Annotated in this window: 18 protein-coding genes and 1 pseudogene; 9 read left to right on the top strand and 10 right to left on the bottom strand. The window is 55.4% G+C overall.

The window, feature by feature from the left end:
- Positions 1 to 6: 6 nt before the first annotated feature.
- On the bottom strand, positions 7 to 1,278 hold the full coding sequence (locus ELB75_RS04720) for an efflux RND transporter periplasmic adaptor subunit (protein WP_126982936.1): 1,272 nt from the start codon (positions 1,276 to 1,278) through the stop codon (positions 7 to 9).
- 262 nt (positions 1,279 to 1,540) lie between these two features.
- Between ELB75_RS04720 and mtrR the strand changes: the two genes are divergently transcribed.
- From mtrR to ELB75_RS04735, 3 genes and pseudogenes are all read left to right on the top strand, one after another.
- Positions 1,541 to 2,215 (top strand): multidrug efflux system transcriptional repressor MtrR, encoded by a 675-nt coding sequence (gene mtrR / locus ELB75_RS04725; protein ID WP_126982937.1) that lies wholly within the window; start codon positions 1,541 to 1,543, stop codon positions 2,213 to 2,215.
- 114 nt (positions 2,216 to 2,329) lie between these two features.
- Positions 2,330 to 2,463 (top strand): annotated as a pseudogene (locus ELB75_RS12640) (IS5/IS1182 family transposase); the annotation flags it as partial.
- Between the two features lie 107 nt (positions 2,464 to 2,570).
- Positions 2,571 to 3,806 carry a chloride channel protein gene (locus ELB75_RS04735; RefSeq protein ID WP_126982938.1) on the top strand — a complete coding sequence of 412 codons (1,236 nt, stop codon included), beginning with the start codon at positions 2,571 to 2,573 and terminating at the stop codon, positions 3,804 to 3,806.
- 137 nt (positions 3,807 to 3,943) lie between these two features.
- Here ELB75_RS04735 and ELB75_RS04740 read toward each other — a convergent pair whose 3' ends face one another.
- Positions 3,944 to 5,068 carry a polyamine ABC transporter substrate-binding protein gene (locus ELB75_RS04740; protein ID WP_126982939.1) on the bottom strand — a complete coding sequence of 375 codons (1,125 nt, stop codon included), beginning with the start codon at positions 5,066 to 5,068 and terminating at the stop codon, positions 3,944 to 3,946.
- Between the two features lie 400 nt (positions 5,069 to 5,468).
- Between ELB75_RS04740 and ELB75_RS04745 the strand changes: the two genes are divergently transcribed.
- The 4 genes from ELB75_RS04745 (at position 5,469) to ELB75_RS04760 (ending at position 9,137) form a co-directional block, all read left to right on the top strand.
- A complete protein-coding gene (locus tag ELB75_RS04745) occupies positions 5,469 to 6,197 on the top strand; it encodes a metal ABC transporter ATP-binding protein (protein WP_126982940.1) in 729 nt (242 codons plus the stop codon).
- Between the two features lie 22 nt (positions 6,198 to 6,219).
- Positions 6,220 to 6,552, top strand: a complete 333-nt coding sequence (locus tag ELB75_RS04750) for a hypothetical protein (protein WP_126982941.1) — start codon at positions 6,220 to 6,222, stop codon at positions 6,550 to 6,552.
- A gap of 75 nt (positions 6,553 to 6,627) precedes the next feature.
- Positions 6,628 to 7,500, top strand: a complete 873-nt coding sequence (locus ELB75_RS04755) for a metal ABC transporter permease (protein WP_049259389.1) — start codon at positions 6,628 to 6,630, stop codon at positions 7,498 to 7,500.
- Positions 7,501 to 8,198: 698 nt separating this feature from the next.
- On the top strand, positions 8,199 to 9,137 hold the full coding sequence (locus tag ELB75_RS04760) for a metal ABC transporter solute-binding protein, Zn/Mn family (RefSeq protein WP_206501503.1): 939 nt from the start codon (positions 8,199 to 8,201) through the stop codon (positions 9,135 to 9,137).
- 450 nt (positions 9,138 to 9,587) lie between these two features.
- On the opposite strand, the gene ELB75_RS04765 is transcribed toward ELB75_RS04760, so the two are convergent.
- The 5 genes from ELB75_RS04765 to ilvD all read right to left on the bottom strand — a co-directional run bounded on the left by ELB75_RS04765 (position 9,588) and on the right by ilvD (position 14,531).
- The gene (locus ELB75_RS04765) at positions 9,588 to 9,953 is read right to left on the bottom strand and encodes a hypothetical protein (RefSeq protein ID WP_126982943.1); all 366 of its coding nucleotides are present in this window, start codon (positions 9,951 to 9,953) and stop codon (positions 9,588 to 9,590) included.
- 118 nt (positions 9,954 to 10,071) lie between these two features.
- Positions 10,072 to 10,908, bottom strand: coding sequence for an ion transporter (locus ELB75_RS04770; protein ID WP_126982944.1), 837 nt, complete (start codon positions 10,906 to 10,908; stop codon positions 10,072 to 10,074).
- A gap of 226 nt (positions 10,909 to 11,134) precedes the next feature.
- Positions 11,135 to 11,752: a hypothetical protein gene (locus ELB75_RS04775; protein ID WP_126982945.1), complete on the bottom strand. Its 618-nt coding sequence runs from the start codon at positions 11,750 to 11,752 to the stop codon at positions 11,135 to 11,137.
- 229 nt (positions 11,753 to 11,981) lie between these two features.
- A complete protein-coding gene (locus ELB75_RS04780) occupies positions 11,982 to 12,539 on the bottom strand; it encodes a hypothetical protein (RefSeq protein ID WP_126982946.1) in 558 nt (185 codons plus the stop codon).
- A gap of 132 nt (positions 12,540 to 12,671) precedes the next feature.
- Complete coding sequence (ilvD, locus tag ELB75_RS04785; RefSeq protein WP_049253318.1) at positions 12,672 to 14,531, bottom strand: dihydroxy-acid dehydratase; 1,860 nt, start codon at positions 14,529 to 14,531, stop codon at positions 12,672 to 12,674.
- A gap of 417 nt (positions 14,532 to 14,948) precedes the next feature.
- Here ilvD and ELB75_RS04790 point away from each other — a divergent pair, with 417 nt between their 5' ends.
- A complete protein-coding gene (locus ELB75_RS04790; RefSeq protein WP_126984205.1) occupies positions 14,949 to 16,313 on the top strand; it encodes a Na+/H+ antiporter NhaC family protein in 1,365 nt (454 codons plus the stop codon).
- Positions 16,314 to 16,706: 393 nt separating this feature from the next.
- Here ELB75_RS04790 and ELB75_RS04795 read toward each other — a convergent pair whose 3' ends face one another.
- From ELB75_RS04795 to ELB75_RS13025, 3 genes are read right to left on the bottom strand one after another with little or no spacing between them, the layout of a single operon-like run.
- Complete coding sequence (locus ELB75_RS04795) at positions 16,707 to 17,153, bottom strand: ExbD/TolR family protein (RefSeq protein WP_126982947.1); 447 nt, start codon at positions 17,151 to 17,153, stop codon at positions 16,707 to 16,709.
- A gap of 4 nt (positions 17,154 to 17,157) precedes the next feature.
- Positions 17,158 to 17,814, bottom strand: a complete 657-nt coding sequence (locus ELB75_RS04800) for a MotA/TolQ/ExbB proton channel family protein (RefSeq protein WP_064089769.1) — start codon at positions 17,812 to 17,814, stop codon at positions 17,158 to 17,160.
- Positions 17,815 to 17,866: 52 nt separating this feature from the next.
- Positions 17,867 to 18,847 (bottom strand): energy transducer TonB, encoded by a 981-nt coding sequence (locus tag ELB75_RS13025; protein ID WP_126982948.1) that lies wholly within the window; start codon positions 18,845 to 18,847, stop codon positions 17,867 to 17,869.
- Between the two features lie 426 nt (positions 18,848 to 19,273).
- Here ELB75_RS13025 and ELB75_RS04810 point away from each other — a divergent pair, with 426 nt between their 5' ends.
- Positions 19,274 to 20,611: a sodium-dependent transporter gene (locus ELB75_RS04810; RefSeq protein ID WP_126982949.1), complete on the top strand. Its 1,338-nt coding sequence runs from the start codon at positions 19,274 to 19,276 to the stop codon at positions 20,609 to 20,611.
- The last annotated feature ends 162 nt before the right edge of the window (positions 20,612 to 20,773 follow it).

The raw sequence follows: 20,773 nt of genomic DNA on the forward strand, positions 1-20,773 counted from the left end.
GCCCCTTTATTTGGCTTGGGAAGCGGATTGGGCGGCCGGAGCGGAAGCTGTCGCGCCGGATTGGGTCGGGGTGGAAGCGCTGTTGGGCTTGGCCGGAGCGGCGGGCACGGCGGATTGCTGCGGCTGAGAGGCTTGCCATTCCTGGGTTTTCACTTTTTGCGCCCCCATCATGCCGGCAATCATGGTGCCGTCCATGGCCACTTTGTCGCCATCTTTCAGCCCGCCGGTGATAATCCAGTTGTTGCCGCTTTGGCCGGCAATGGTTACTTCCTGCGGGCGCATCGAGCCGTCGGCGGCCACGACAACCACGGTGTCTTTCGCACCACGGGTAACAGCACGCTGCGGGATGAGATAGGCACTATTGGCCTGCGCTTGGGGCAGGCGCACGCGCACATACAGGCCGGGTAGCAGGATGTTGTCATCGTTTGGCACTTCCACACGCAGGGAAACCTGGCCGGTGGTTTCGTTTACGGTCGGATCGGTAAACAGCAGTCGGCCTTTTTGCGGGTATTCGCTGCCGTCTTCCAGAATAATGGTTACCTCTACCGCGCCGTTTACCGCGCTCATCTGGCCTTCGGCAATCTGGCGGCGTAGCTTCATCACATCCAACGCAGACTGGGTAACGTTCACATACATCGGATTGGTTTGCTGAATAGTGGCTAACACGGTCGCACCACCTGCAGTGAGCAATGCGCCTTCGGATACGTTGGAGCGGCCGATATAGCCGGAAATCGGTGCAGTGATGCGCGCGTGGTTCACATTAACCTGTGCCGAGCGGATGGCGGCGCGGGCGGCGTTCACATTAGCCACGGCGGAGCGTTGGGCGGCCACGGCAGCATCGTATTCCTGTTTGCTGATGGCATCGGCGGCCACCAAGGGCTGGTAGCGTGCCAAATCGGCATTGGCTTTAGCCTGGGCGGCTTCGGCGGCAGCCAGCTGGGCGCGTGCGCTGGCGAGGCCGGCGGAATAGCTGGCGTCGTCCAGTTGATACAGTGCCTGGCCGGCCTGTACATAACTGCCTTCTTGGAACAGGCGGCTTTTGATGATGCCGCTCACCTGCGGGCGCACTTCGGCGGAACGGAAAGATTCCAAGCGGCCGGGCAGCTCGGTGCTGATGGTGGTGTCTTCTGCCTTCACGGTGAGCACGCTGACCACCAATTCCGGCGCCTGTTGTTGCTGTTGCTGGCCTTTACCGCAGGCAGACAGCGCCAATACGGCAGCCACGGCGATTGCGCTCAGCCTGAAGCCCGTTTTCCCTGATATGCTGAAATATGTCATTATGATGGCCTTGAATTAAGTTGATGTTTAATTAATGAATTATGGCCGCTTGAAGCCTGAGAGGAAAAAGCAGCCGCAGAGAATAAAACCAGCATTTTACATACATCAATGTATGTCGTCTATGGCTATCTGAATGAGGAAATGCTAATATACTAAAAAGCAACATTATTGTGCAGGCAGGCTGAAAGGGAGCTTGAAAGCCTGCTCTAGGCGTGACAGAATTAATTAATAAATAAAACCAGTTAATGATCTGGAAATAACGATGAGAAAAACGAAAATCGAAGCGCAGAAAACACGCAACTACCTACTTAAGGCAGCCTTAGACACATTTTATACAAGAGGGGTTAGCCGTTCATCTTTAAACGAAATCGCTCAAACTGCCGGTGTAACACGTGGCGCGCTGTATTGGCATTTCAAAAATAAAGAAGATTTGTTTGAAGGTTTGTTTCAACAAGTATTTGCCGAAATATCAAGCGAGCTGGCGCACGATATAGAAAGCCAGTCACCGGATATTTGGGAAAGTTTTGAAGTCGATACCATTAATCTGTTTCAAAAGCTGGAAACCGATGAAACTGTAAGGAAGTTTTGCAATATCATTCACTTAAAGTGCGAATATACTGAGCAGAACCATTCTGTAGTAAAAATTATGCGCAGCTATCAGGATATGTGGCAGCGCCAGCTCACCGATGTGCTGACCCTGAGCCTGCAACAGAAAAAGCTGCCGGAAGATTTGAATATTAATTTGGCCGTGATATTCATGATGTCGGTGATCAGCGGGCTGATGAGTATTTGGATGAATATGCCCGAGCAATTCAGTATCGGCAAAACCGCGCCGCAGATTATCCGCACCGCTATGGGTGCATTGCAGCATGCGCCGGCTCTGTGCACCCAGTCTTCCAAACCCCTGCCGCTGAGTATGCGGCAGCATAAGACCTAATCTTTCCATATCCCATACAGGCTACCTGAAAACCGTCTGCCGAACGATGCAGAGATTTTCAGGTAGCCTGAAGCCGTTTTATAGCGGGATTTTTGCAAATAATGCAGCTGAATATATAGTGGATTAAATTTAAATCAGGACAAGGCGGCGAGCCGCAGACAGTACAAATAGTACGGCAAGGCGAGCCAACGCTGTACTGGTTTAAATTTAATCCACTATATATTGCTGCAAAACAGGCCAATTCGTTGGCTATCCGCTATACAGGCTACCTGAAAACCATCTGCATAATTGGCTAGGCAGGTTTCAGGTAGCCTAAAGCCGTTTATTACCGTTCTAGTTTCTCAAAATCCGTCATATGAAAACCTTGTCTCCCAAGTTAATCCTCTCCCTGCTGCTTATCGGCGTGGTGGCCGGCCTTACCGGCATTGTGCTGACACTGTTGCTGCACACGGTGCAGCATTTGGCGTTTGGTTATCCGCTGAATATAGAGTTGTCGTACCGCGTGATGGTGGAGGAGAGCTCGCCGCTGCGGCGCTTGATGGTGCTGCTGTTGTGCGGCGGTTTGGTGGGGGTGGGCTGGGTGATGCTGCATCGGCTGGCCTCGCCTTTGGTATCGATTAAAACGGCGGTGGCGAATGGGCAAAAAATGCCTTTGGCGGCCACGCTGATTCATGCGCTGCTGCAGATTGTTACCGTGGGCTTGGGCTCGCCGCTGGGGCGTGAAGTGGCGCCGCGTGAAATCAGTGCGGCGCTGGCGGAGCGTTGGGCGGCATCGCGGGGTTTGGATGAGGAAGAACGCAAAATATTGCTGGCCTGTGCTTCGGGCGCGGGTTTGGCGGCGGTGTACAACGTGCCGTTGGCGGCGGCGGTGTTTGCTTTGGAAACCCTGTTGTTGTCGTGGTCGCGCGAGCGGCTGCTGGCGGCGCTGTTGGCTTGCGGCACGGCGGTGTTGGTGGTGCGCGCGGCGTTGGGCGATGTGATTCAGTATCCGCTGCTGGATTTTCCTTTGCCGGATGAGTGGTTTAATGCGTGGGCGCTGGCGGCTGCGCCTTTGCTGGCGCTGGGCGTGTGGGCATTTGAACGGAGTATGGACAGGCTACCTGAAATTCCGCGGCGCAAACCGGTGATGGTGTGGGTGGCTTTGCTGTCGTTTGCGTTTGTCGGGCTGCTGGCTTGGCATTTTCCGGAGATTATGGGCAACGGTAAGGCTGGTAATCAGTTGAGTTTCCAGGCTACTTTGGGCTGGCGGCAGGCTTTTGGCCTGCTGGCGGCGAAGTGGGCGGCGCTGTTGTTGGCCACCCTGGCCGGGGCTTATGGCGGGCGGATTACGCCGTCGATGATGCTGGGCGGGTTGATTGCGTTTTTGGCAGCCTGCGCGTGGAATGCCCTGCTGCCTGGGGTAGACATGGGTACGGCAGCATTTGTGGGCGCAACGGTGTTTTTGGGGGTAGGGCAGAAAATGCCGATTACCGCGCTGGTGTTTATGTTGGAGTTGTCGCGCCAGTCGCCCGCGCTGTGGCTACCGCTGTGTTTGTGCCTGGGCGCAACCCTGCTGGTGTATCGGGCGTTGCCGGTGAAGCGGGTGGCTTGAGGGCAGGGCGGTTTCAAGCACGCTGCGGCAATTGTTTGTTGCACGCCGGCCGGGAAGTGGCTTGTCCCTACGGCGGACATGGCAAAAAGGCTACCTGAAATTTTCAGGTAGCCTTTTGTGGTTTGCTGGTCTTGCTGTTATTTGATTGCCATCAGCCTTTGATAAAGCTGGGTCATCAGTCGGCTGGTGTGCGGGTCTTTGGGCAGGATGACGAAGCTGTTGGCCATGGCTTCTTCGCTGGGGAAGATGGATTCGTTGTTGCGGTAGGCCTCGGGCATCAGCTCGCGAGCCGGTTTGCTGGCGGGGGCATAGGTAACGAAGCTGCCGTTGGCGGCGGCCACTTTGGGGTCGAGGGTGTAGTTGATGTATTTGAGGGCGTTGGCGGGATGGTGTGCGTCTTTGGGAATCATCAGGGAGTCGATCCACACCGCCAGGCCGTTTTTAGGCACGAGCACTTGGATGTCGATGCCGTTGCCGGCTTCGATGGCCCGGTTGCGGGCGATGTTCAAATCGCCGCCGTAGCCCACGGCCACGCACAGGTTGCCGGCGGCGAGGTCGTTGATGTAGGTGGAGGCGGTGAAGATGCGGATGTCTTTGCGCACGGCGCGCATCATGTCGGTGGCCGCTTGCAGGTCTTCGGGCTTGGTGCTGTTGGGGTCTTTGCCCAAATAGTTAAGCGCCAAGGGGTATTGCTCGAGCGGGCTGTCGAAATAGGAAATGCCGCAGGATTTGAGCTTGGCGGTGTATTCGGGGTTGAACACCAAATCCCACACGTTTTCGGGCATGGGCTTGCCGCCCAAGGCTTTTTGCACCATTTGGGTGTTGATGGCCAGCGTGTTGATGCCCCAGAAATAGGGCACGGCGTATTTATTGCCAGGGTCCACCTGCTCCATCAGCTTGAGCAGCTGCGGGTCGAGGTTGCTGTAGTTGGGGATTTGGCTTTTGTCGATGGGTTGGTAGGCGCCGGCTTGGATTTGGCGGCCTACGTTGGAAATGGAGGGCACCACCAAATCGTAGCCGCTGCTGCCGCTGAGCATTTTGGCTTCGAGGGTTTCGTTGTTGTCGTAGTAGGCGGATCGGATGGTGATGCCGGTTTTTTCGGTGAAGGCGGTGAGGGTGGAGGGGTCGACATAATCCGCCCAGTTGTAGAGGTTGAGCAGGTTGGCGTTATCGCCTTCGGGGGCGGAGGCTTCGCTTTGGGCTTGGCCGCCGCAGGCGGCGAGCAGGCCGGCGCAAATGGCGAGCAGGAGCAGTTTCTTCATCGTTATTCCTTGGTGGGCGGGGAGGGAAGGGTAAGTAGGCGCAAGTAATCTGGTCATTATAGCCAAACGCTTGGCTCCTTCATACCTTGGGCTGGGGAAACGGTACGGCGGCGTGGTTGGGGTAACTGTGCCGTGCGGCAAGTATTTTTTCAATCTTACCAATAAATTGGCATTTTATCTGCGCTAAATTAACGCGGCGGCATTTTCTACCTGCTTTTCAGGTAGCCTTCCGGCTATGGAAAAAGCGCATGTTATAGAGTATCATGCCGCCCGTTACAACATAACATTCAGCACGCACTATGCACTCTTGGTTACTTCGCGGCGCCGGCAGCCGCCTGCTTTTGGCCGTATCGCTCATCGCCCTGATGCTGGGCGTGTTTGCTTGGACGGGCGCCGCATTATGAGCATTGTATTCGACAACCTCACTGTGAGCTACCGTCGCCATCCCGCCGTGCACCACATTTGCGGCGAATTCGCGCCCGGCAGCATGTGGGCGGTGTTCGGCCCTAATGGCGCGGGTAAATCCACCCTGCTCAAAGCCATTATGGGGCTATTGAAAACCAGCACCGGCAGCGTGCAATGGCAAGGCATCGCCCGCCGCGACATCGCTTATTTGCCCCAGCAATCCGATATCGACTGCAGCCAGCCCATTTCCGTATATGAGCTGGCCGCCATGGGTTTGTGGTATGAAATCGGCTTTTTCGGCGGTACCAAGCCCGAACAACGCGAACGGGTGCACGCCGCGCTCGAGCGCGTGGGCATGGCCGATTTCGCCCGCCGGAGCATCGGCCAGCTTTCCAACGGCCAATTCCAGCGCGTGCTGTTTGCCCGTATGCTGGTGCAGGACGCCAAATTCCTGCTGTTGGACGAGCCCTTCAACGCCGTGGACGCGCGCACTACTTACGAATTGCTGGAAGTATTGCGCCAATGCCACCAAAACGAAGGCCGTGCCGTGATTGCCGTGTTGCACGATTATGAGCAGGTGCGCGCCTACTTCCCCCACACCTTCCTGATTGCCCGCGAAAAAATCGCCAGCGGCGCCACTGCCGACGTGCTCACCGAAGGCTACCTGAAACAGGCCGCCGAAGCCATGCACCGCACCGAACCGCGCGAATGGTGCGCCGCTTGAGTTTTCAGGTAGCCTTAACGCCATGTTTGCCGCCACCGTTATTTTCTTCCGAAACCGCAGCGAAGATTTTCCCGCTGAAGCGTTCCCGCAGCGCATCCGCAGCCGCACGCACTTCCCCGCCGAAGGCTATCGCCCGCACTTTGCGCCCAAAGGCAGCCGCGAAATGCTCGGCATCGTGTTTGCCGCGTTCGAGCACACCCGATTCGGCGAGCCGCTGCAAGCCGGGCTGGATTACCTCTATCCCGGCCGCGTGGATTATTCTGCCCTGCGCCCCGGCACGGAATTTTGGATTATGGAAGGCGGCACCGCCGTGGGCGAAGGCGTGATCACTGCCAATAGCCGGCCGCCTGCTTAGCAGGCTACCTGAAAGCATGAGTTTCCAAGAAACCAAACAATAAAACCTAATCTACTAACCGAATAAGCACACGCCATGACCCTCTCCCAGCTCCTGATCGAACCCTTTGCCGACGATTTTATGCGCTATGCCCTTGCCTCCGTGCTGTTTCTGGCCGTGGGCGCGGCGCCGGTGGGCGTGTTTTTGGTGATGCGGCGCATGAGCCTGGTGGGCGATGCGCTCGGCCATGCGGTGCTGCCCGGCGCGGCGGCGGGCTATATTGCCGCCGGTTCGCTCAGCCTGCCCGCCATGAGCTTGGGCGGTTTTGCCGCCGGGCTGGCGATGGCGCTGCTGGCCGGCTTGGTGAGCCGCCACACCAATTTGAAGGAAGACGCGAATTTTGCCGCGTTTTATCTGGCCAGCCTGGCCTTGGGCGTGGTGCTGGTGAGCAGCTACGGCAGCAATGTGGATTTGCTGCATCTCTTGTTTGGTTCGGTGCTGGCGGTGGATACGCCGTCGCTGATTTTGGTGCTGTGCGTGAGCGCGGTGTCGGTGTTGACGCTGGCGCTGATCTACCGCCCGCTGATGCTGGAGAGCATCGACCCGCTGTTTCTGCGCGCGGTAAACGGGCGCGGCGGGCTGTGGCATGTGCTGTTTCTGATGCTGGTGGTACTGAATTTGGTGGCCGGTTTTCAGGCCATCGGCACGCTGATGTCGGTGGGTGTGATGATGCTGCCTGCGATTACCGCGCGGCTGTGGTCGCGCAGCATGGGCGGGCTGATTGCGCTCGCGGTGCTGATTGCGCTCGCCTGCAGCTTCTGCGGCCTGCTGTTTTCCTACCATGTGGATATCCCCTCCGGCCCGGCGATTATTTTGTGCCTGGGCGGCGTGTATGCCGTGTCGCTGTTTATCGGGCGCGAGGGCGGGATGCTGCCTAAATGGTGGCGCGGGAGACATTTACGGGCTTGATATTTGGCGGCTACCCATCGGCTAAAGGCTACCTGAAAATACGGCAGCCTCAAGTTGGGCATTAATGCCATATAACCCAGTTTGTTTCCGGTTTTCAGGTAGCCTTTGTGGTTATCATGAATTAAACCGTATTTTCACCAACAATCTACCGGTCTCGCCATCTGTCTGCTGGCACAGCCGAACGGAGCGCGGTTTTTCGGGGAATAAGGGCTTGCATGTTCGAAGCGGCGAAGCCGCAAGTTGCAGCTAATCCAATTTCTCTTTGCGCCCGAAAAACCGCGTGGAGTGAGGGAAGTTTGGCGAAGCCAAACTTGTGCCCGCAGTCGCTTTTCTTTTGCTTCCTTTTCTTTGGCGAGGCAAAGAAAACGAGGTCTCCGAAGGAGGACGAGTTTCTGCGAAGCAAAAACGAAGCCTTCGTTAGAAGGGTTCGTTTTAACGAAGTTAAAACAAGACCTCTGCAAGAGGGCTTGTTTTTACGCAGCTAAACGAGTGCCCGTGCCGGCACGAGGCGCAAAGGTGAACAGGGGGCGACCACGAGAGTCGCCTGGAAATTATAAGGATTAATTCAATCAATAATATGCCAATGTAGTGGTATCAGTTTGAACAAGCTTTAAAGGCTACCTGAAATCTTTCAGGTAGCCTCACGGACGAGCCGGAAGGCTCACATGACAAACAACCATAAGGAGTAAAAGATGAATTTGAAACATTGGAAACTCGGCCTGATTGCCGCGCTGTTTTCCGGCAGCCTGTATGCCGCGCCGGTGGAAGTGGTGGCGAGCTTCAGCATTTTGGGCGACGTGGCCAAGCAGGTGGGCGGCGAGCGCGTGAACGTGAGCAACCTGGTCGGCCCCGACCAAGACGCGCATGCCTACAACCTCACCAGCCGCGATATGCAGCGCATCCGCAATGCCAAGCTGGTGCTGGTGAACGGTTTGGGCTTTGAGCAGGCCGCGGTGATGCGCGGCATCCGCCAAAGCGGCGTGCCGTTTGCCGAAGCCACCAAAAACATCCAGCCGATGAAGGCCGAAGACCACGACGACGATGATCACGACCACGATCACGGCCATGACCACCACGGCCACGGTCATGACCACGGCCACCACCATCACGGCGAATTCGACCCGCACGTATGGAATGATCCCGTGCTGATGAAAACCTACGCCCAAAACGTGGCCGACGCGCTGATTAAAGTCGATCCGCAAGGCCGCGCTTATTATCAGCAGCGCCTCAGCGGCTACCAAGCCCGCCTCGACGCCATGCACCAATGGGCGCAAACCCAATTTAACAGCGTGCCGCAGGCACGGCGCAAAGTGCTCACTGGGCACGATGCCTTCAACTACATGGGCAAACGCTACCGCATCGAATTCATCGCCCCGCAAGGCGTGAGCACCGAAGCCGAGCCTTCCGCCCGCCAGGTTTCCGCTCTAATCCGCCAAATCCGCAGCCAGGGTATCCGCGCCGCGTTTAGCGAAAACATCAAAGATTCGCGCATGGTGGAACGCATCTCGCGCGAAACCGGCATCCGCGTAAACGGCAAGCTCTATTCCGACGCCCTGAGCCGCGGCGCTCCCGCTGCCACTTATGAGCAAATGTTCCGCTACAACGTGAACGCGCTGGTGAATGCGATGAAGCAGTAATTGTTTGAAACGGCATAGTAAAGGCTACCTGAAAACCGATTTTTTAGTTTTCAGGTAGCCTTTTATGATGGCGGAAACAAAGCGGTAGGGTTTCAGCTAGCCGCTTACGTTTAAATGGGCATCGTATGGTTTGGAATGTTCCGCCACGATTTGCTGCAAATCACCCATCAGGCGGTCGATGGTTTGGGCATATGCAACGGCATCGAGCTGGGAGAGCAGGTCTAACTCATCGAAATATAGTGAATTAACAAAAACCAGTACGGCGTTGGCTCGCCTTGCCGTAACGTGTGTACTGTCTGCGGCTCGCCGCCTTGTCCTGATTTAAATTTAATCCACTATACGCAATGATATTCTGCAATTTCGGCGGGCAGTAGGGCAGGATTTCATCATAATTTTTCGGCATGCACTCCGCACACATCCTACCCAGCGGGCTGCGTTTGCCGCGTTATCCTACTGGCTTTGCCGCATCATCTCGTCCATCGCTCGGCCGGCGTTGAGATAGCCTTGGCGGTTGGCCGAGCAGAAAGTTTCCTTGCCTACGCGTGCGATGCGCATGTCGGAATCGTCCCATACTTGGTTGATATACTCGGTAACCTGGTTGCGGGAGAATATCTTTCCGCAGCGCTGCCGGTATACTTGGGCTGTTTTCATGTGCGTACCCTCATTGAAGCCGCAGGCCTGTTCCAGATAAGAATTAAACCCGCTCATTTGCGCCAGCCCTTGGCAGAAGTCTTTCTGATTGTGGATTTCCCTCAGCGGTTCGGCCACGGCGGCCAGCGGCAGGCAGAGGAGGATGGCGGGGATGAGTTTTTTCATTGCGGTTTCCTTATTTGATAAAGTTTGTTGGGGCGGCAGGCCAAGCTGGGCGGCAGGCCGAGCTGCCTGACGCAGATATTTTCAGGTAGCCTGAATGGCATCAGGGGCTACCTGAAAATTATTTTGTCTGCCGTTCGCGCAGCAATGCTTTGATTTCGGCCATTTCTTGATGCAGGCGCGCCAGCTCGGCGCTGCTTACCAAGATTTGGCCGTCCTGCAGCATTTCGGGCCGGTGTTCCGCCTCCGGGCCGGTGGAATGCAGGTTCGACATGGTATCCACAATCACGGCCACGAATAAGTTCAGCATCACAAAGGCAGACACCAAAATAAACGGCACGAAAAACAGCCAGGCGTTTGGATAGGCTTCCATCACAGGGCGCACAATGCCCATCGACCAGCTCTCCAGGGTCATCACTTGAAACAGCGTATACAGCGATTTGCCCAGGCTGCCGAACCATTCGGGGAAACGTTCGCCGAAGAGCGTGGTGGCCATCACCGCGCCCACGTAAAACAGAATGCCCATCAGCCCCGCAATCGCACCGATACCCGGCACGGCCTGCAAAATGGCATCGGCAATCCGGCGCAGCTGCGGCATGCGGTTGATCAGCCGCAGCACGCGCAACACGCGCAGCGAGCGCAACACCGAAAGCGCGCCCGCATTGGGCAACAGCGCCACGGCCACCACGAGGAAATCGAAAATATTCCAGCCGTCGCGGAAAAAACGCCGCCCCAAAGCAATGAATTTCGCCGCCAATTCCACAATAAAAATAATCAGCGCGGCCATATCCAGCCAATGCAGCAGCGCGCCGCAACGCGCCACCACGGCGGGCGAGGTTTGCAGGCCGAGGATGATGGCATTTAAAACGATGATGATGAGGATGGCCAGCTGGGTGGTTTGGTGCAAAACAACGGCACCGATTTTTTGCCGCCAAACGGCAGGAGAAGTGTGTGTCATGATGTGTGTGAATGGATAAGGATTAACAATTGGCTGTCTGAAAGCAGGCAGTAGGATGAAACAAGATGATGGAGAAGCCTGTATGGCCAGCTTTTCCATCGGGCGTATTGTATCAAGTTTTTCACTGCATTGAAGCTTAACGATTTCAGGTAGCCTGCATGGTGATACAGGCTACCTGAAAAATGGCAGCCTGCACTTATGAGGCTGTCGGATTTGAAAATCTGACCTACGGTTTTTTGCGGCGGCTGCCGTCTCTTTCCAAAAATACCGAGAAGTGTTTATATTTAGGCTCATCCGTTAAATATTTCTGACAGGATTTTCTGATGGTTAAATGCAAGCCTCTTTTATCCGTGAACTGTTCTAAAGCAGCCCGAACTTGTGGTGCGAACCCCGCTATTCTGCGTTTGGTCAAACCCAAAACAATTACGCTTGCAAACAGTGGGTTCTCCCAGAAACTAATATGTTTCTGAATAATTTCAATGAATTGAGTATCTAATTTATTCTCCCATAACGTCAAAATAAAACTTCGCCGCCCATCAGCATATTTTTCATTTTCTATCAGGCTTAAAATCGTATCGGAAACCTTTTTCGATGATTTCAGCTGCGGATAAACCTTTTTCAAGCCCATCATCAATCGTAATGCTACGGTATTAATCCTGTATTCAAATGCATAGTTAAGCATTTCTGAATTGTCTTTTTCTTTAAAATGATCAAAAGCAAATTCGCAGGCTTCCAGAACCCAATCAGAAAGGGTGTCTTCGTTAAAATTATGATCTTCTGAGATTAATCCATTATCATAAGTTACCATTTTTTCGATAACCGTGCTGTTTTGTTTTCTATCCATACTATTTTCCTTTAGAGAACTTGTCTCATGTCTTGAATTACTTGGATAATATGATTTTATTCAAATTCAATTTATTGGATTGAGATAGGCAGCCTGAAAAAACAGCGGAAACAGTCCATAAACAAAATCTTTATATTGATTGAAGGTGTCGGATTCAAGAATCCGACCTACGTTTGCTGCGCATTTTGTTTTTCAGGTAGCCTGAAAGGGATGTATGGGCAGCAAGTACCTATCCTACGCCCGCTGTTCTACGGCAGGGCTTGTTTATTCTTCGATTAACCATAAAATATTGAGCCAAATTTTCAAAAATTTGTTCCGATTGCCCTGTATAGCACCATATTTGCGGTTCGATGGCATCAGGCGTTACCCAAACCAACAACACATAATCTCCATTTTCTCTATCTTCAATAGCAAATAATGAAAGTTGGTTATCGGAATACAGTTGAGGTGCAGAGCCTTCCCAATTTTTCCTCATTACATCAATCCATCTCCTGAAATATTTTGTTCTTAGGGTTTTGTTTATTTTCTCATGCCCTAAGAATTCGACATCACAATCTTTCCAATTATCAGCAAATGCAAATCTTTCTTTCAACATGGGAGACAACGGCCGATTGAAATCGGTTTGTAGCGTTGGAATAAAATTGGGCAATTCTTTTGGTTTTTGGATAATTTGCTTGTCAACATAAATATCTTTTTCTTTCCAGCCAAATTGCTGCATGCCTTCAATTATTTCCCTTTTCCTTGATTCATAGGAGGCGGCATATTGTTTCATTAATTCTGTCAGCATAAATCTACTCCTTAAAGTCTCTCTAATTTATGGTAAATGCAGCATAGGGCGGATATTGATACCCACGCAAATTTTCAGGCAGCCTGCAAGCAATACAGGCTACCTGAAAATGGTTTATGGCTTTAAAACCAATCAGCGTTCGATTTGGCTCACATCCCGCACCGCGCCTTTGTCGGCGGAAGTCGCCATCGCGCCGTAAGCCCTTAATGCGGCGGAGACGTAGCGGTCGCGGTTTTCCGGCTTCCACGCTTTGCTGCCGCGCGCTTCCATTTCGGCGCGGCGTTTTGCGAGTTCTTCGTCGGACACTTTCAGGTTGATGCTGCGGTTGGGGATGTCGATTTCAATCGTATCGCCTTCGTGCACCAAGCCGATGGCGCCGCCTTCCGCCGCTTCAGGCGAGGCGTGTCCGATGGAGAGGCCTGATGTGCCGCCGGAGAAGCGCCCGTCGGTCAGCAGGGCGCAGGCTTTGCCGAGACCTTTAGATTTCAGGTAGGAAGTCGGATACAGCATTTCCTGCATACCGGGGCCGCCTTTCGGGCCTTCGTAGCGGATGATGACGATGTCGCCGGCAACGATTTGGTTGCCCAAAATGCCTTCTACTGCGGCTTCTTGGCTTTCAAACACGCGGGCACGGCCGGTGAATTTGAGGATGCTCTCGTCCACGCCTGCGGTTTTCACCACGCAGCCGCGCTCGGCGATGTTGCCGAACAAGACCGCCAAACCGCCGTCTTGCGAGTAGGCGTGTTCGACGTTGCGGATGCAGCCTTTTTCGCGGTCGAGGTCGAGGGTTTTCCACATACGGTTTTGCGAGAACGCTTGGGTGGTGCGCACGCCGCCGGGTGCGGCTTTGAAGCGTTCGATGGCATGGGTGTTTTCGGGATTGGTCACGTCCCATTTTTCAATTGCGTCTTTCAGCGTCGGCGCGTGAATGGTGTATACGTCGGTGTGCAGTTTGCCCGCTTTGTCCAGTTCTTTCAGGATGGCGAAGATGCCGCCGGCGCGGTGTACGTCTTCCATGTAGTAGTCGTGGTTGTTGGGCGCGGTTTTGCAGATGCAGGGGACGACGCGGCTTAAGCGGTCGATGTCGGCCATTTTGAAATCCACGCCTGCTTCGTTGGCAACGGCGAGCAAATGCAGGATGGTGTTGGTGGAGCCGCCCATGGCGATGTCCATGGTCATGGCGTTTTCAAACGCTTTTTTGGTGGCGATGCTGCGCGGCAGCACGGTTTCGTCGTCTTGCTCGTAATAGCGTTTGGTGATTTCGACAATCATGCGGCCGGCTTCGAGGAACAATTCTTTACGGCCTGCGTGGGTGGCGAGGTAGGAGCCGTTGCCGGGCAGGGACAGGCCGAGCGCTTCGGTCAGGCAGTTCATGGAGTTGGCGGTGAACATGCCGGAGCAGGAACCGCAGGTCGGGCAGGCGTTTTGTTCGACTTCTTCGACTTGCTGGTTGCTGACATTGTCGTCCGCCGATTCAATCATGGCGTCAATCAAGTCCAAGCGGCGTTCGGGCTGGATGTTGGCCACGCCGATGACCTTGCCCGCTTCCATCGGACCGCCGGAAACGAAGATGGTCGGGATGTTCAGGCGCATGGCGGCAATCAGCATTCCGGGGGTGATTTTGTCGCAGTTGGAAATGCACACCAGCGCGTCGGCGCAGTGGGCGTTCACCATGTATTCGATAGAGTCGGCAATCAAATCGCGGCTGGGCAGGGAGTACAACATGCCGCTGTGTCCCATGGCGATGCCGTCGTCGATGGCGATGGTGTTGAATTCTTTGGCGATGGCGCCCGCTTTTTCAATTTCGCGGGCAACCAGTTGGCCCATGTTGTGCAGGTGGACATGGCCGGGCACGAATTGGGTGAACGAGTTGGCAACGGCGATGATAGGTTTGCCGAAGTCGGTTTCCATCACGCCGGTGGCGCGCCACAATGCGCGCGCGCCCGCCATATTGCGGCCGTGGGTGGAGGTTTTGGAGCGGTAGTCTGGCATGGTTAGAGTCCTTGTTTAATATGGTGATTTATAGAATATTTGGGGCTACCTGAAAATGGCTAAGGCGGCATTTTTCAGGTAGCCTTTCGGTTGGGGCGTATTTTAGCCGAATCGGGCAGGCTTGTTGCAAGTGCCTCTGTAGGATGTGATGCGCTATTTATTTGTGTAAAACGCTATAATTTTGCCATTTTATAGCCGTAGTAAGTGCTGCAATATGATTCCAAACCGTTTTCAGGTAGCCTGAAACACAAATCGGGCGAATCTGAGCCCGTTTAAAATGGGTATGGCTGAGGCCGGGATTGCCTTGCCGGGTGGGAAATGGTAGTTTGACAGCCTCTTTACAAAATTTGTGGCACAAACTGCCAAGTTGAAGCGGAGAAGATAGAAGTGAACGAAGCCAAAGAAGCCTTATTGGAAATGCAGCCGCGCGAAGCGGCGGTGATGGCCGCGCTGGTGGTGGCCGTGATGGGCGTTACTATGATTCATTTCGGCTGGGTGCCGCATTTGTCGGTAATTTTGGTGCTGTGTGGGCTGCTCTGTTTCGGCAAAGCCAAAGGGCTGGATTTCGGCCGTATGCAGCTGAGCATGGCGCGCGGCGTGCTCTCCGGCATCGGCGCGATTTATCTCTTCTTTTTCATTGGTTTGCTGGTGTCGGCGCTGATGGTGTCCGGCGCGATTCCTACGCTGATGTATTACGGCTTCGAGCTGATTTCGCCGCAGTTTTTCTACCTTTCCGCTTTCGTGCTCACTTCGATGGTGGGCGTGGCCATCGGCAGCAGCCTCACCACCTGTGCCACCCTGGGCGTGGCCTTTATCGGCATGGGCAGCGCGTTGGGTGCTAATCCGGCTGTGGTGGCCGGGGCGGTGGTATCTGGCGCGTTTTTCGGCGACAAAATGTCGCCCATTTCCGACACCACCAGCATTGCCGCCTCCATTGTGGGCATCGATTTGTTCGACCATATCCGCAATATGATGTACACCACCATCCCCGCCTGGCTGCTTACCGCGCTGTTGCTTTGGCTGCTCTCTGGCCACACCGCTGCCGCCGATTTAAGCAGCGTGGCCGCCTTCCAAACCCAGCTGCAGGCCAGCGGCTTAGTGCACGGCTACACCCTGTTGCCCTTTGCCGTGCTGATCGTTTTGGCCATGCGCCGCGTGAACGCGATTTACACCATCATCATCACTATCGCCGTTTCCCTCGCGCTCACCTATCTGCACAGCAGCCCCAGCATCGAACAGCTCGGCGGCTACTTCTTCAACGGCTACGCGCCGCCGGAAGGCACCGATTTGGGCAATGTGGCCAAGCTGATTTCGCGCGGCGGCATCGGCAGCATGTTTTTCACCCAAACCATCGTTATCCTCGCCCTCAGTCTCGGCGGCCTGCTCAACGCCCTGGGCATCCTGCCCGCGCTGCTCTCCGGCATCGGCCATATGTTGGTTAACGCCGGCCGCGCCACCTTCACCGTGGCCGCCACTTCGCTGGGCGTCAACGTGCTCATCGGCGAGCAATACCTCAGCCTGCTCCTGGCCGGCAACACCTTCAAGCCCATCTACGAGCGGCTCGGCCTGCACCCGCGCAACATCGCCCGCACCGTGGAAGATGCGGGCACGGTAACCAACCCGCTCGTGCCCTGGAGCGTGTGCGGCGTGTTTATCCACCATGCCCTAGGCGTGCCCGTAATCGATTATCTGCCCTACGCCTTCTTCTGCTACCTCAGCCTGCTGCTCACTCTCGTGTTCGGCTTCACCGGCTTCACTTTGAGCAAAAAGGAAACAGCATAAACGGCACGGCACCGCAGATTGGGAAAGGCTACCTGAAAAGTGCAAGACAGGGTTCTGCTTCGCAGAAGCCGACATTTTCAGGTAGCCTTTTGCCAACACGTCGGGCTACCTGAAAACATATGGCAAGCCAAACGAGCTTTCGATACAAGGCGGTAAGTCGTAGACGATACGGAAGGACGGCAAGGCAACGTAACGTAACGCAGTAGCGAAGGTTCGGTTGGCTTGTTATGTACCCGACTGGCGGCAGGGGGGCGCAACAAGGGAAGGGCAATTTGAAATCGGCGCGGCCATGCCGGCCTGCGGCAATATAAAAGGCTACCTGAAAACGCAGCGCAGCAAAATTTCTGCGCTATTAGGTTTTCAGGTAGCCTTTTTATTGGCCTAGGCTGCGGTTTACTGCTGCGGCTGGGCGTGGTCTTTTTCTTCGGTAACGAAGCCGACTTTGCTCAGGCCGGCGTCGCGCACGGCGCTGAGGGCTTTTTCCACATGCTCGAACTGGGCGTTTTTATCGGCGGCGATGGCAATCACTTGATCGGGATTGGTTTTGGCCAGCTCTTGCAGCCGGTTTTCCAAGTCCTGCAGGCTGATTTTCTCGCCTTCGGCCAAGTGGTAGCTGCCGTCGGCGGCAATGGAAAGGCGCAGCGGGTCTTTGGGCTGGGCGGCGTTTTCCGCCACTTGCTTGGCCGAGGCGGTGGGCAGTTCCAGCGGGATGGAGTGGGTCATCACCGGCATGGTGATCATGAATACAATCAGCAGCACGAGCATCACATCTACCAGCGGGGTAACGTTGATGTCGGCCATGGGCGAATCGTCGCCGCCGTTCATCGAACCGAAGGCCATGCTCTTACTCCTTGTCGTTCATAATCTTAACGTGCAAATCGTAGGCGTAGGCATCCATATCCTGCACCACCTGTTTGTTGCCGAACACGATGAAGTTGTAGGCCAGCACGGCGGGGATGGCGGCAAACAGACCGACGGCGGTGGCCACCAGCGCTTCGCCGATGGGGCCGGCCACGGTGGCGATGTTTACCTGGCCTTGCTGGCTGATGTTTTCCAGCGCGTGGTAAATGCCCCACACCGTGCCGAACAGGCCGATAAACGGGGCGGTGGCGCCCACGGAGGCGAGAATGGTGAGCCCGCCGTTGAGGCCGCGTTTGGCAATGTCCATTTTATGGCGGATGTGTTGCACCAGATAGTCGCCCAAGGGAATGCTGGTGAGCTGGCTGGCGGGGTTGGCGCGGTATTGGCGCGCGGCCTGGACGGCGGATTGGGTGAGGTCGGCCAGCGGGGAGGGATGGGCTTTGGCCAGGCGCAGCACTTCATCAAGCGAGGCCACGGTGGCGACGGCTTCAATCGTGCCCCGGTTGGCGTGGCGTACTTGGTGCAGGCGGATGCTGCGCATGATGATGATCCACCAGGTGAGGATACTCATCAGCACCAGCAGCAGAAATACGGTAATCAATACAATGTCGCCTTGGGCGAAAACGTGTCCTAAGTTCATAATATTCCTAATATTAAGGTAATGAGATTGACTAATCGGTTTAGTTGGGTTTTTAAGGAGCTTTAAAACGCAGGGTAAAAGTATAGCTTTGGCGAACGGGCTGGCCGTTGCGTTTGGCCGGAACGAAGGTATAGCTCTGGCGCACGGTGTTGGCAGCGGATGCGCCGAACAGCGGATGGGAGGCGGAAACGATTTCCACGCTGGAAGGCTTGCCGTTGGCTTCCACCATCACGCGCAGTTTTACCGTGCCGCTGATGCCTTCGTCTTCCAATTGTGGCGGATAGGGCGGTTTCGGATTGTGCAGGTAGCCGCCTAGGTGGGTGGGTGCGCTGTCGCCGCCACCACCGCCACCACCGCCACCACCGACAGGGCCTTGGCCGTTGCCGACACCGCCGCCTTCGCCGCCGCCACGGCCACCGCCTTTGCCGGGGCCTTCTCCATCGCCTTCACCTTGGCCATGACCAGTGCCACGGCCGCCGCCGCGGCCTCCGCCTTCTCCGGCGGAAGGCGTGCCTTTGCCGCCGCCGCCACCGCCTGCGTTGGCGCTATGGCCTGCATTCGGGTTGGTAGGGGCAATCGGCCGCTCGGGCTGTGCCTGCGGCTTGGGTTCGGGGCGGGGTTGCGCTTGAGGCTGCGGTTTGGGTTCGGGTTTCGGCTCAACCGGTTTGGGCTGAACGATGTCGGCAGGTTTGTCTTGCCGTTCCACTGGTTTGATTTGCGTGCGCTGCTCAGGCACGGGTTTAACCGGCTGCGGCTTGGGCCGTTCCGGTTTCGGTTGTTCTGGTTTGGGCGCTTCGGGCGGGGTTTGCTTCGGCGGTTCGGCGGGCGGCTCGTCTTCAGATATGGTGTCGCCACCCGTACCGCCGCCGCCCCCGCCGCCGCCAATCTCACCAAGATCGACAAAGCTCAGCCCGGGCGGTTCGGTTGGCAGTTCCGGCGGCTTAATCGAGGTCAGCAGCCAAAACAGCAGGGTGTGAACGGCAATCACGAATACGAGCGCGGCCGGGGATAAAAGACGGTTTTCGTTTTGCATGATAGGGCGGCATATTAGTGCGAACTATTTTTGTTTGCAAGGAGTTTTTGTTCGGCTGTGCGAACGGCTGATGTTTTCTGGTAAAGCATGGTTTGGCTGATAGGTTTGGAGGCTACCTGAAAGCCGGTTGGCAGTTTCAGGTAGCCTTTCATGCTGCCGGATTGGTTTGGGCAGGAGTGGTGATATTGGTATAACTGTTTTTCTCTTGATTGATAATGTGAGATTAAAACAACAAACTTGCTATTTATATTTTTAAACGGTATTAAATGCTAAAAATATAGCAATCAAATATCTGGCCTGCCTGTGCGCTTGCCGATTCGGGCAGGAAAACTGCGTAATGCGGCGGCGGCGGGATTGTGGCGGCGGCTTGGATGTTTGTTTTTGTTAAAATCGCGCCTTTCTTTTGTTTCGGATGATTGCAGCCGTATGAAAACCCCTGCTTCCTGGTCGTCTAAAATCGGTTTTATCCTCTCCGCCGCCGGCTCTGCCATCGGCTTGGGCGCGATTTGGAAATTTCCCTACACCGCCGGTACTAATGGCGGCGCGGTATTTGTGCTGATGTTTTTGGTGTTTACCCTATTGGTGGCGCTGCCGGTGCAGCTGGCCGAGTTTTATATCGGCCGCAAGAGCGGCAAAAACGCGGTGGATGCGTTTAAAACGCTCGTGCCGAACAGCCTGTGGCCATGGATCGGACGCATGGGCGTGTTTGCCTGCTTTATTTTGCTGTCGTTCTACAGCGTGGTGGGCGGTTGGGTGTTGAATTATGTGGTGCACGCGTTTGACGGCAGCATCCATCCTGATGCAGATTTCGGCGCGCTGTTCGGCAGCACGATTTCCAATCCCGTCGGCTCAATCGCCTATCAGGGGCTATTTATGCTGATGACGGTGTGGGTGGTGAAAAGCGGCATTGCGGCAGGCATCGAACGGGCCAACAAATACATGATGCCCGCGTTGTTTGTGTTGCTGCTATTGCTGGCTGTACGTTCGCTCACGCTGGACGGCGCGATGGCGGGCATCTCCTTCCTGCTCAAACCCGATTGGTCGCACTTCACGCCGCAAACCATGCTCACCGCGCTGGGGCAGGCTTTTTTTGCGCTGAGCCTGGGCGTGTCCACCATGATTACTTATGCCGCCTATTTAGACAAAAAACAAGATTTGTTCCGCTCGGGTAACAGCATTATGTGGATGAACCTGCTGGTGTCTTTGTTGGCCGGTTTGGTTATTTTCCCCGCCGTGTTCGCCTTCAACTTTGAGCCGGGTCAGGGGCCGGGGCTGATTTTCGTGGTGCTGCCCGCTGTGTTTATGAAGCTGCCGCTGGGGCAGATTCTGTTTGCCGTGTTTATGCTGCTGGTAGTGTTCGCCACGCTCACTTCCGCCTTCTCCATGCTGGAAACCGTGATTGCCGCCGCCATCCGCGAAGACGAGCGCAAACGCAGCAAAACCACCTGGCTGATCGGTACGGCGATTTTTATTGTCGGCATTCCCTCCGCACTCTCGTTCGGCGTGCTCGCCGAATGGAAGCTGTTCGGCAAAACGCTGTTCGACCTGTGGGACTACATGATTACCGCGCTGATTATGCCGATCAGCTCGCTTTTGGTGGCGGTGTTTGTAGGCTGGATACGGCAGAAGAGCGATGTGTTGGCGCACATGCGCGAAGGCAGCAGCGTGCCGCAGGCCGTGATTGTGCTGTGGCTCAACGTCCTGCGCTTCCTCGCGCCGGTGGCGATTTTGCTGGTGTTCGCCAATACGCTGGGCTGGATTTAGCAGCCTGCGGCCAGCCTTTGCTTGCTTGATAAAGGCTACCTGAAAACCCTTGGTTAGCGGTTTTCAGGTAGCCTTAACAGCAAACTGATTGAACTTTCGATGCCGGGCGATAAGCCGCAGGCGGTACGCAAGCGCGACAAGGCCGACCATGCCCTAGCATGG

It is taken from the genome of Eikenella corrodens (assembly GCF_003990355.1).
In the GTDB taxonomy this organism is placed as follows: domain Bacteria; phylum Pseudomonadota; class Gammaproteobacteria; order Burkholderiales; family Neisseriaceae; genus Eikenella; species Eikenella corrodens_B.

What these genes read in the sequence shown, in the direction of transcription:
- ELB75_RS04790 (WP_126984205.1), top strand. Translation starts at nt 14,949, where the DNA reads ATGCAGCCGCGCGAAGCGGCGGTGATGGCCGCGCTGGTGGTGGCCGTG.
- ELB75_RS04750 (WP_126982941.1), top strand. Translation starts at nt 6,220, where the DNA reads ATGTTTGCCGCCACCGTTATTTTCTTCCGAAACCGCAGCGAAGATTTT.
- ELB75_RS04770 (WP_126982944.1), bottom strand. Translation starts at nt 10,908, where the DNA reads ATGACACACACTTCTCCTGCCGTTTGGCGGCAAAAAATCGGTGCCGTT.
- ELB75_RS04755 (WP_049259389.1), top strand. Translation starts at nt 6,628, where the DNA reads ATGACCCTCTCCCAGCTCCTGATCGAACCCTTTGCCGACGATTTTATG.
- ELB75_RS04745 (WP_126982940.1), top strand. Translation starts at nt 5,469, where the DNA reads ATGAGCATTGTATTCGACAACCTCACTGTGAGCTACCGTCGCCATCCC.
- ELB75_RS04810 (WP_126982949.1), top strand. Translation starts at nt 19,274, where the DNA reads ATGAAAACCCCTGCTTCCTGGTCGTCTAAAATCGGTTTTATCCTCTCC.
- ELB75_RS04720 (WP_126982936.1), bottom strand. Translation starts at nt 1,278, where the DNA reads ATGACATATTTCAGCATATCAGGGAAAACGGGCTTCAGGCTGAGCGCA.
- ELB75_RS13025 (WP_126982948.1), bottom strand. Translation starts at nt 18,847, where the DNA reads ATGCAAAACGAAAACCGTCTTTTATCCCCGGCCGCGCTCGTATTCGTG.
- ELB75_RS04795 (WP_126982947.1), bottom strand. Translation starts at nt 17,153, where the DNA reads ATGGCCTTCGGTTCGATGAACGGCGGCGACGATTCGCCCATGGCCGAC.
- ELB75_RS04800 (WP_064089769.1), bottom strand. Translation starts at nt 17,814, where the DNA reads ATGAACTTAGGACACGTTTTCGCCCAAGGCGACATTGTATTGATTACC.
- ELB75_RS04780 (WP_126982946.1), bottom strand. Translation starts at nt 12,539, where the DNA reads ATGCTGACAGAATTAATGAAACAATATGCCGCCTCCTATGAATCAAGG.
- mtrR (WP_126982937.1), top strand. Translation starts at nt 1,541, where the DNA reads ATGAGAAAAACGAAAATCGAAGCGCAGAAAACACGCAACTACCTACTT.
- ELB75_RS04740 (WP_126982939.1), bottom strand. Translation starts at nt 5,068, where the DNA reads ATGAAGAAACTGCTCCTGCTCGCCATTTGCGCCGGCCTGCTCGCCGCC.
- ELB75_RS04775 (WP_126982945.1), bottom strand. Translation starts at nt 11,752, where the DNA reads ATGGATAGAAAACAAAACAGCACGGTTATCGAAAAAATGGTAACTTAT.
- ELB75_RS04735 (WP_126982938.1), top strand. Translation starts at nt 2,571, where the DNA reads ATGAAAACCTTGTCTCCCAAGTTAATCCTCTCCCTGCTGCTTATCGGC.
- ELB75_RS04765 (WP_126982943.1), bottom strand. Translation starts at nt 9,953, where the DNA reads ATGAAAAAACTCATCCCCGCCATCCTCCTCTGCCTGCCGCTGGCCGCC.
- ilvD (WP_049253318.1), bottom strand. Translation starts at nt 14,531, where the DNA reads ATGCCAGACTACCGCTCCAAAACCTCCACCCACGGCCGCAATATGGCG.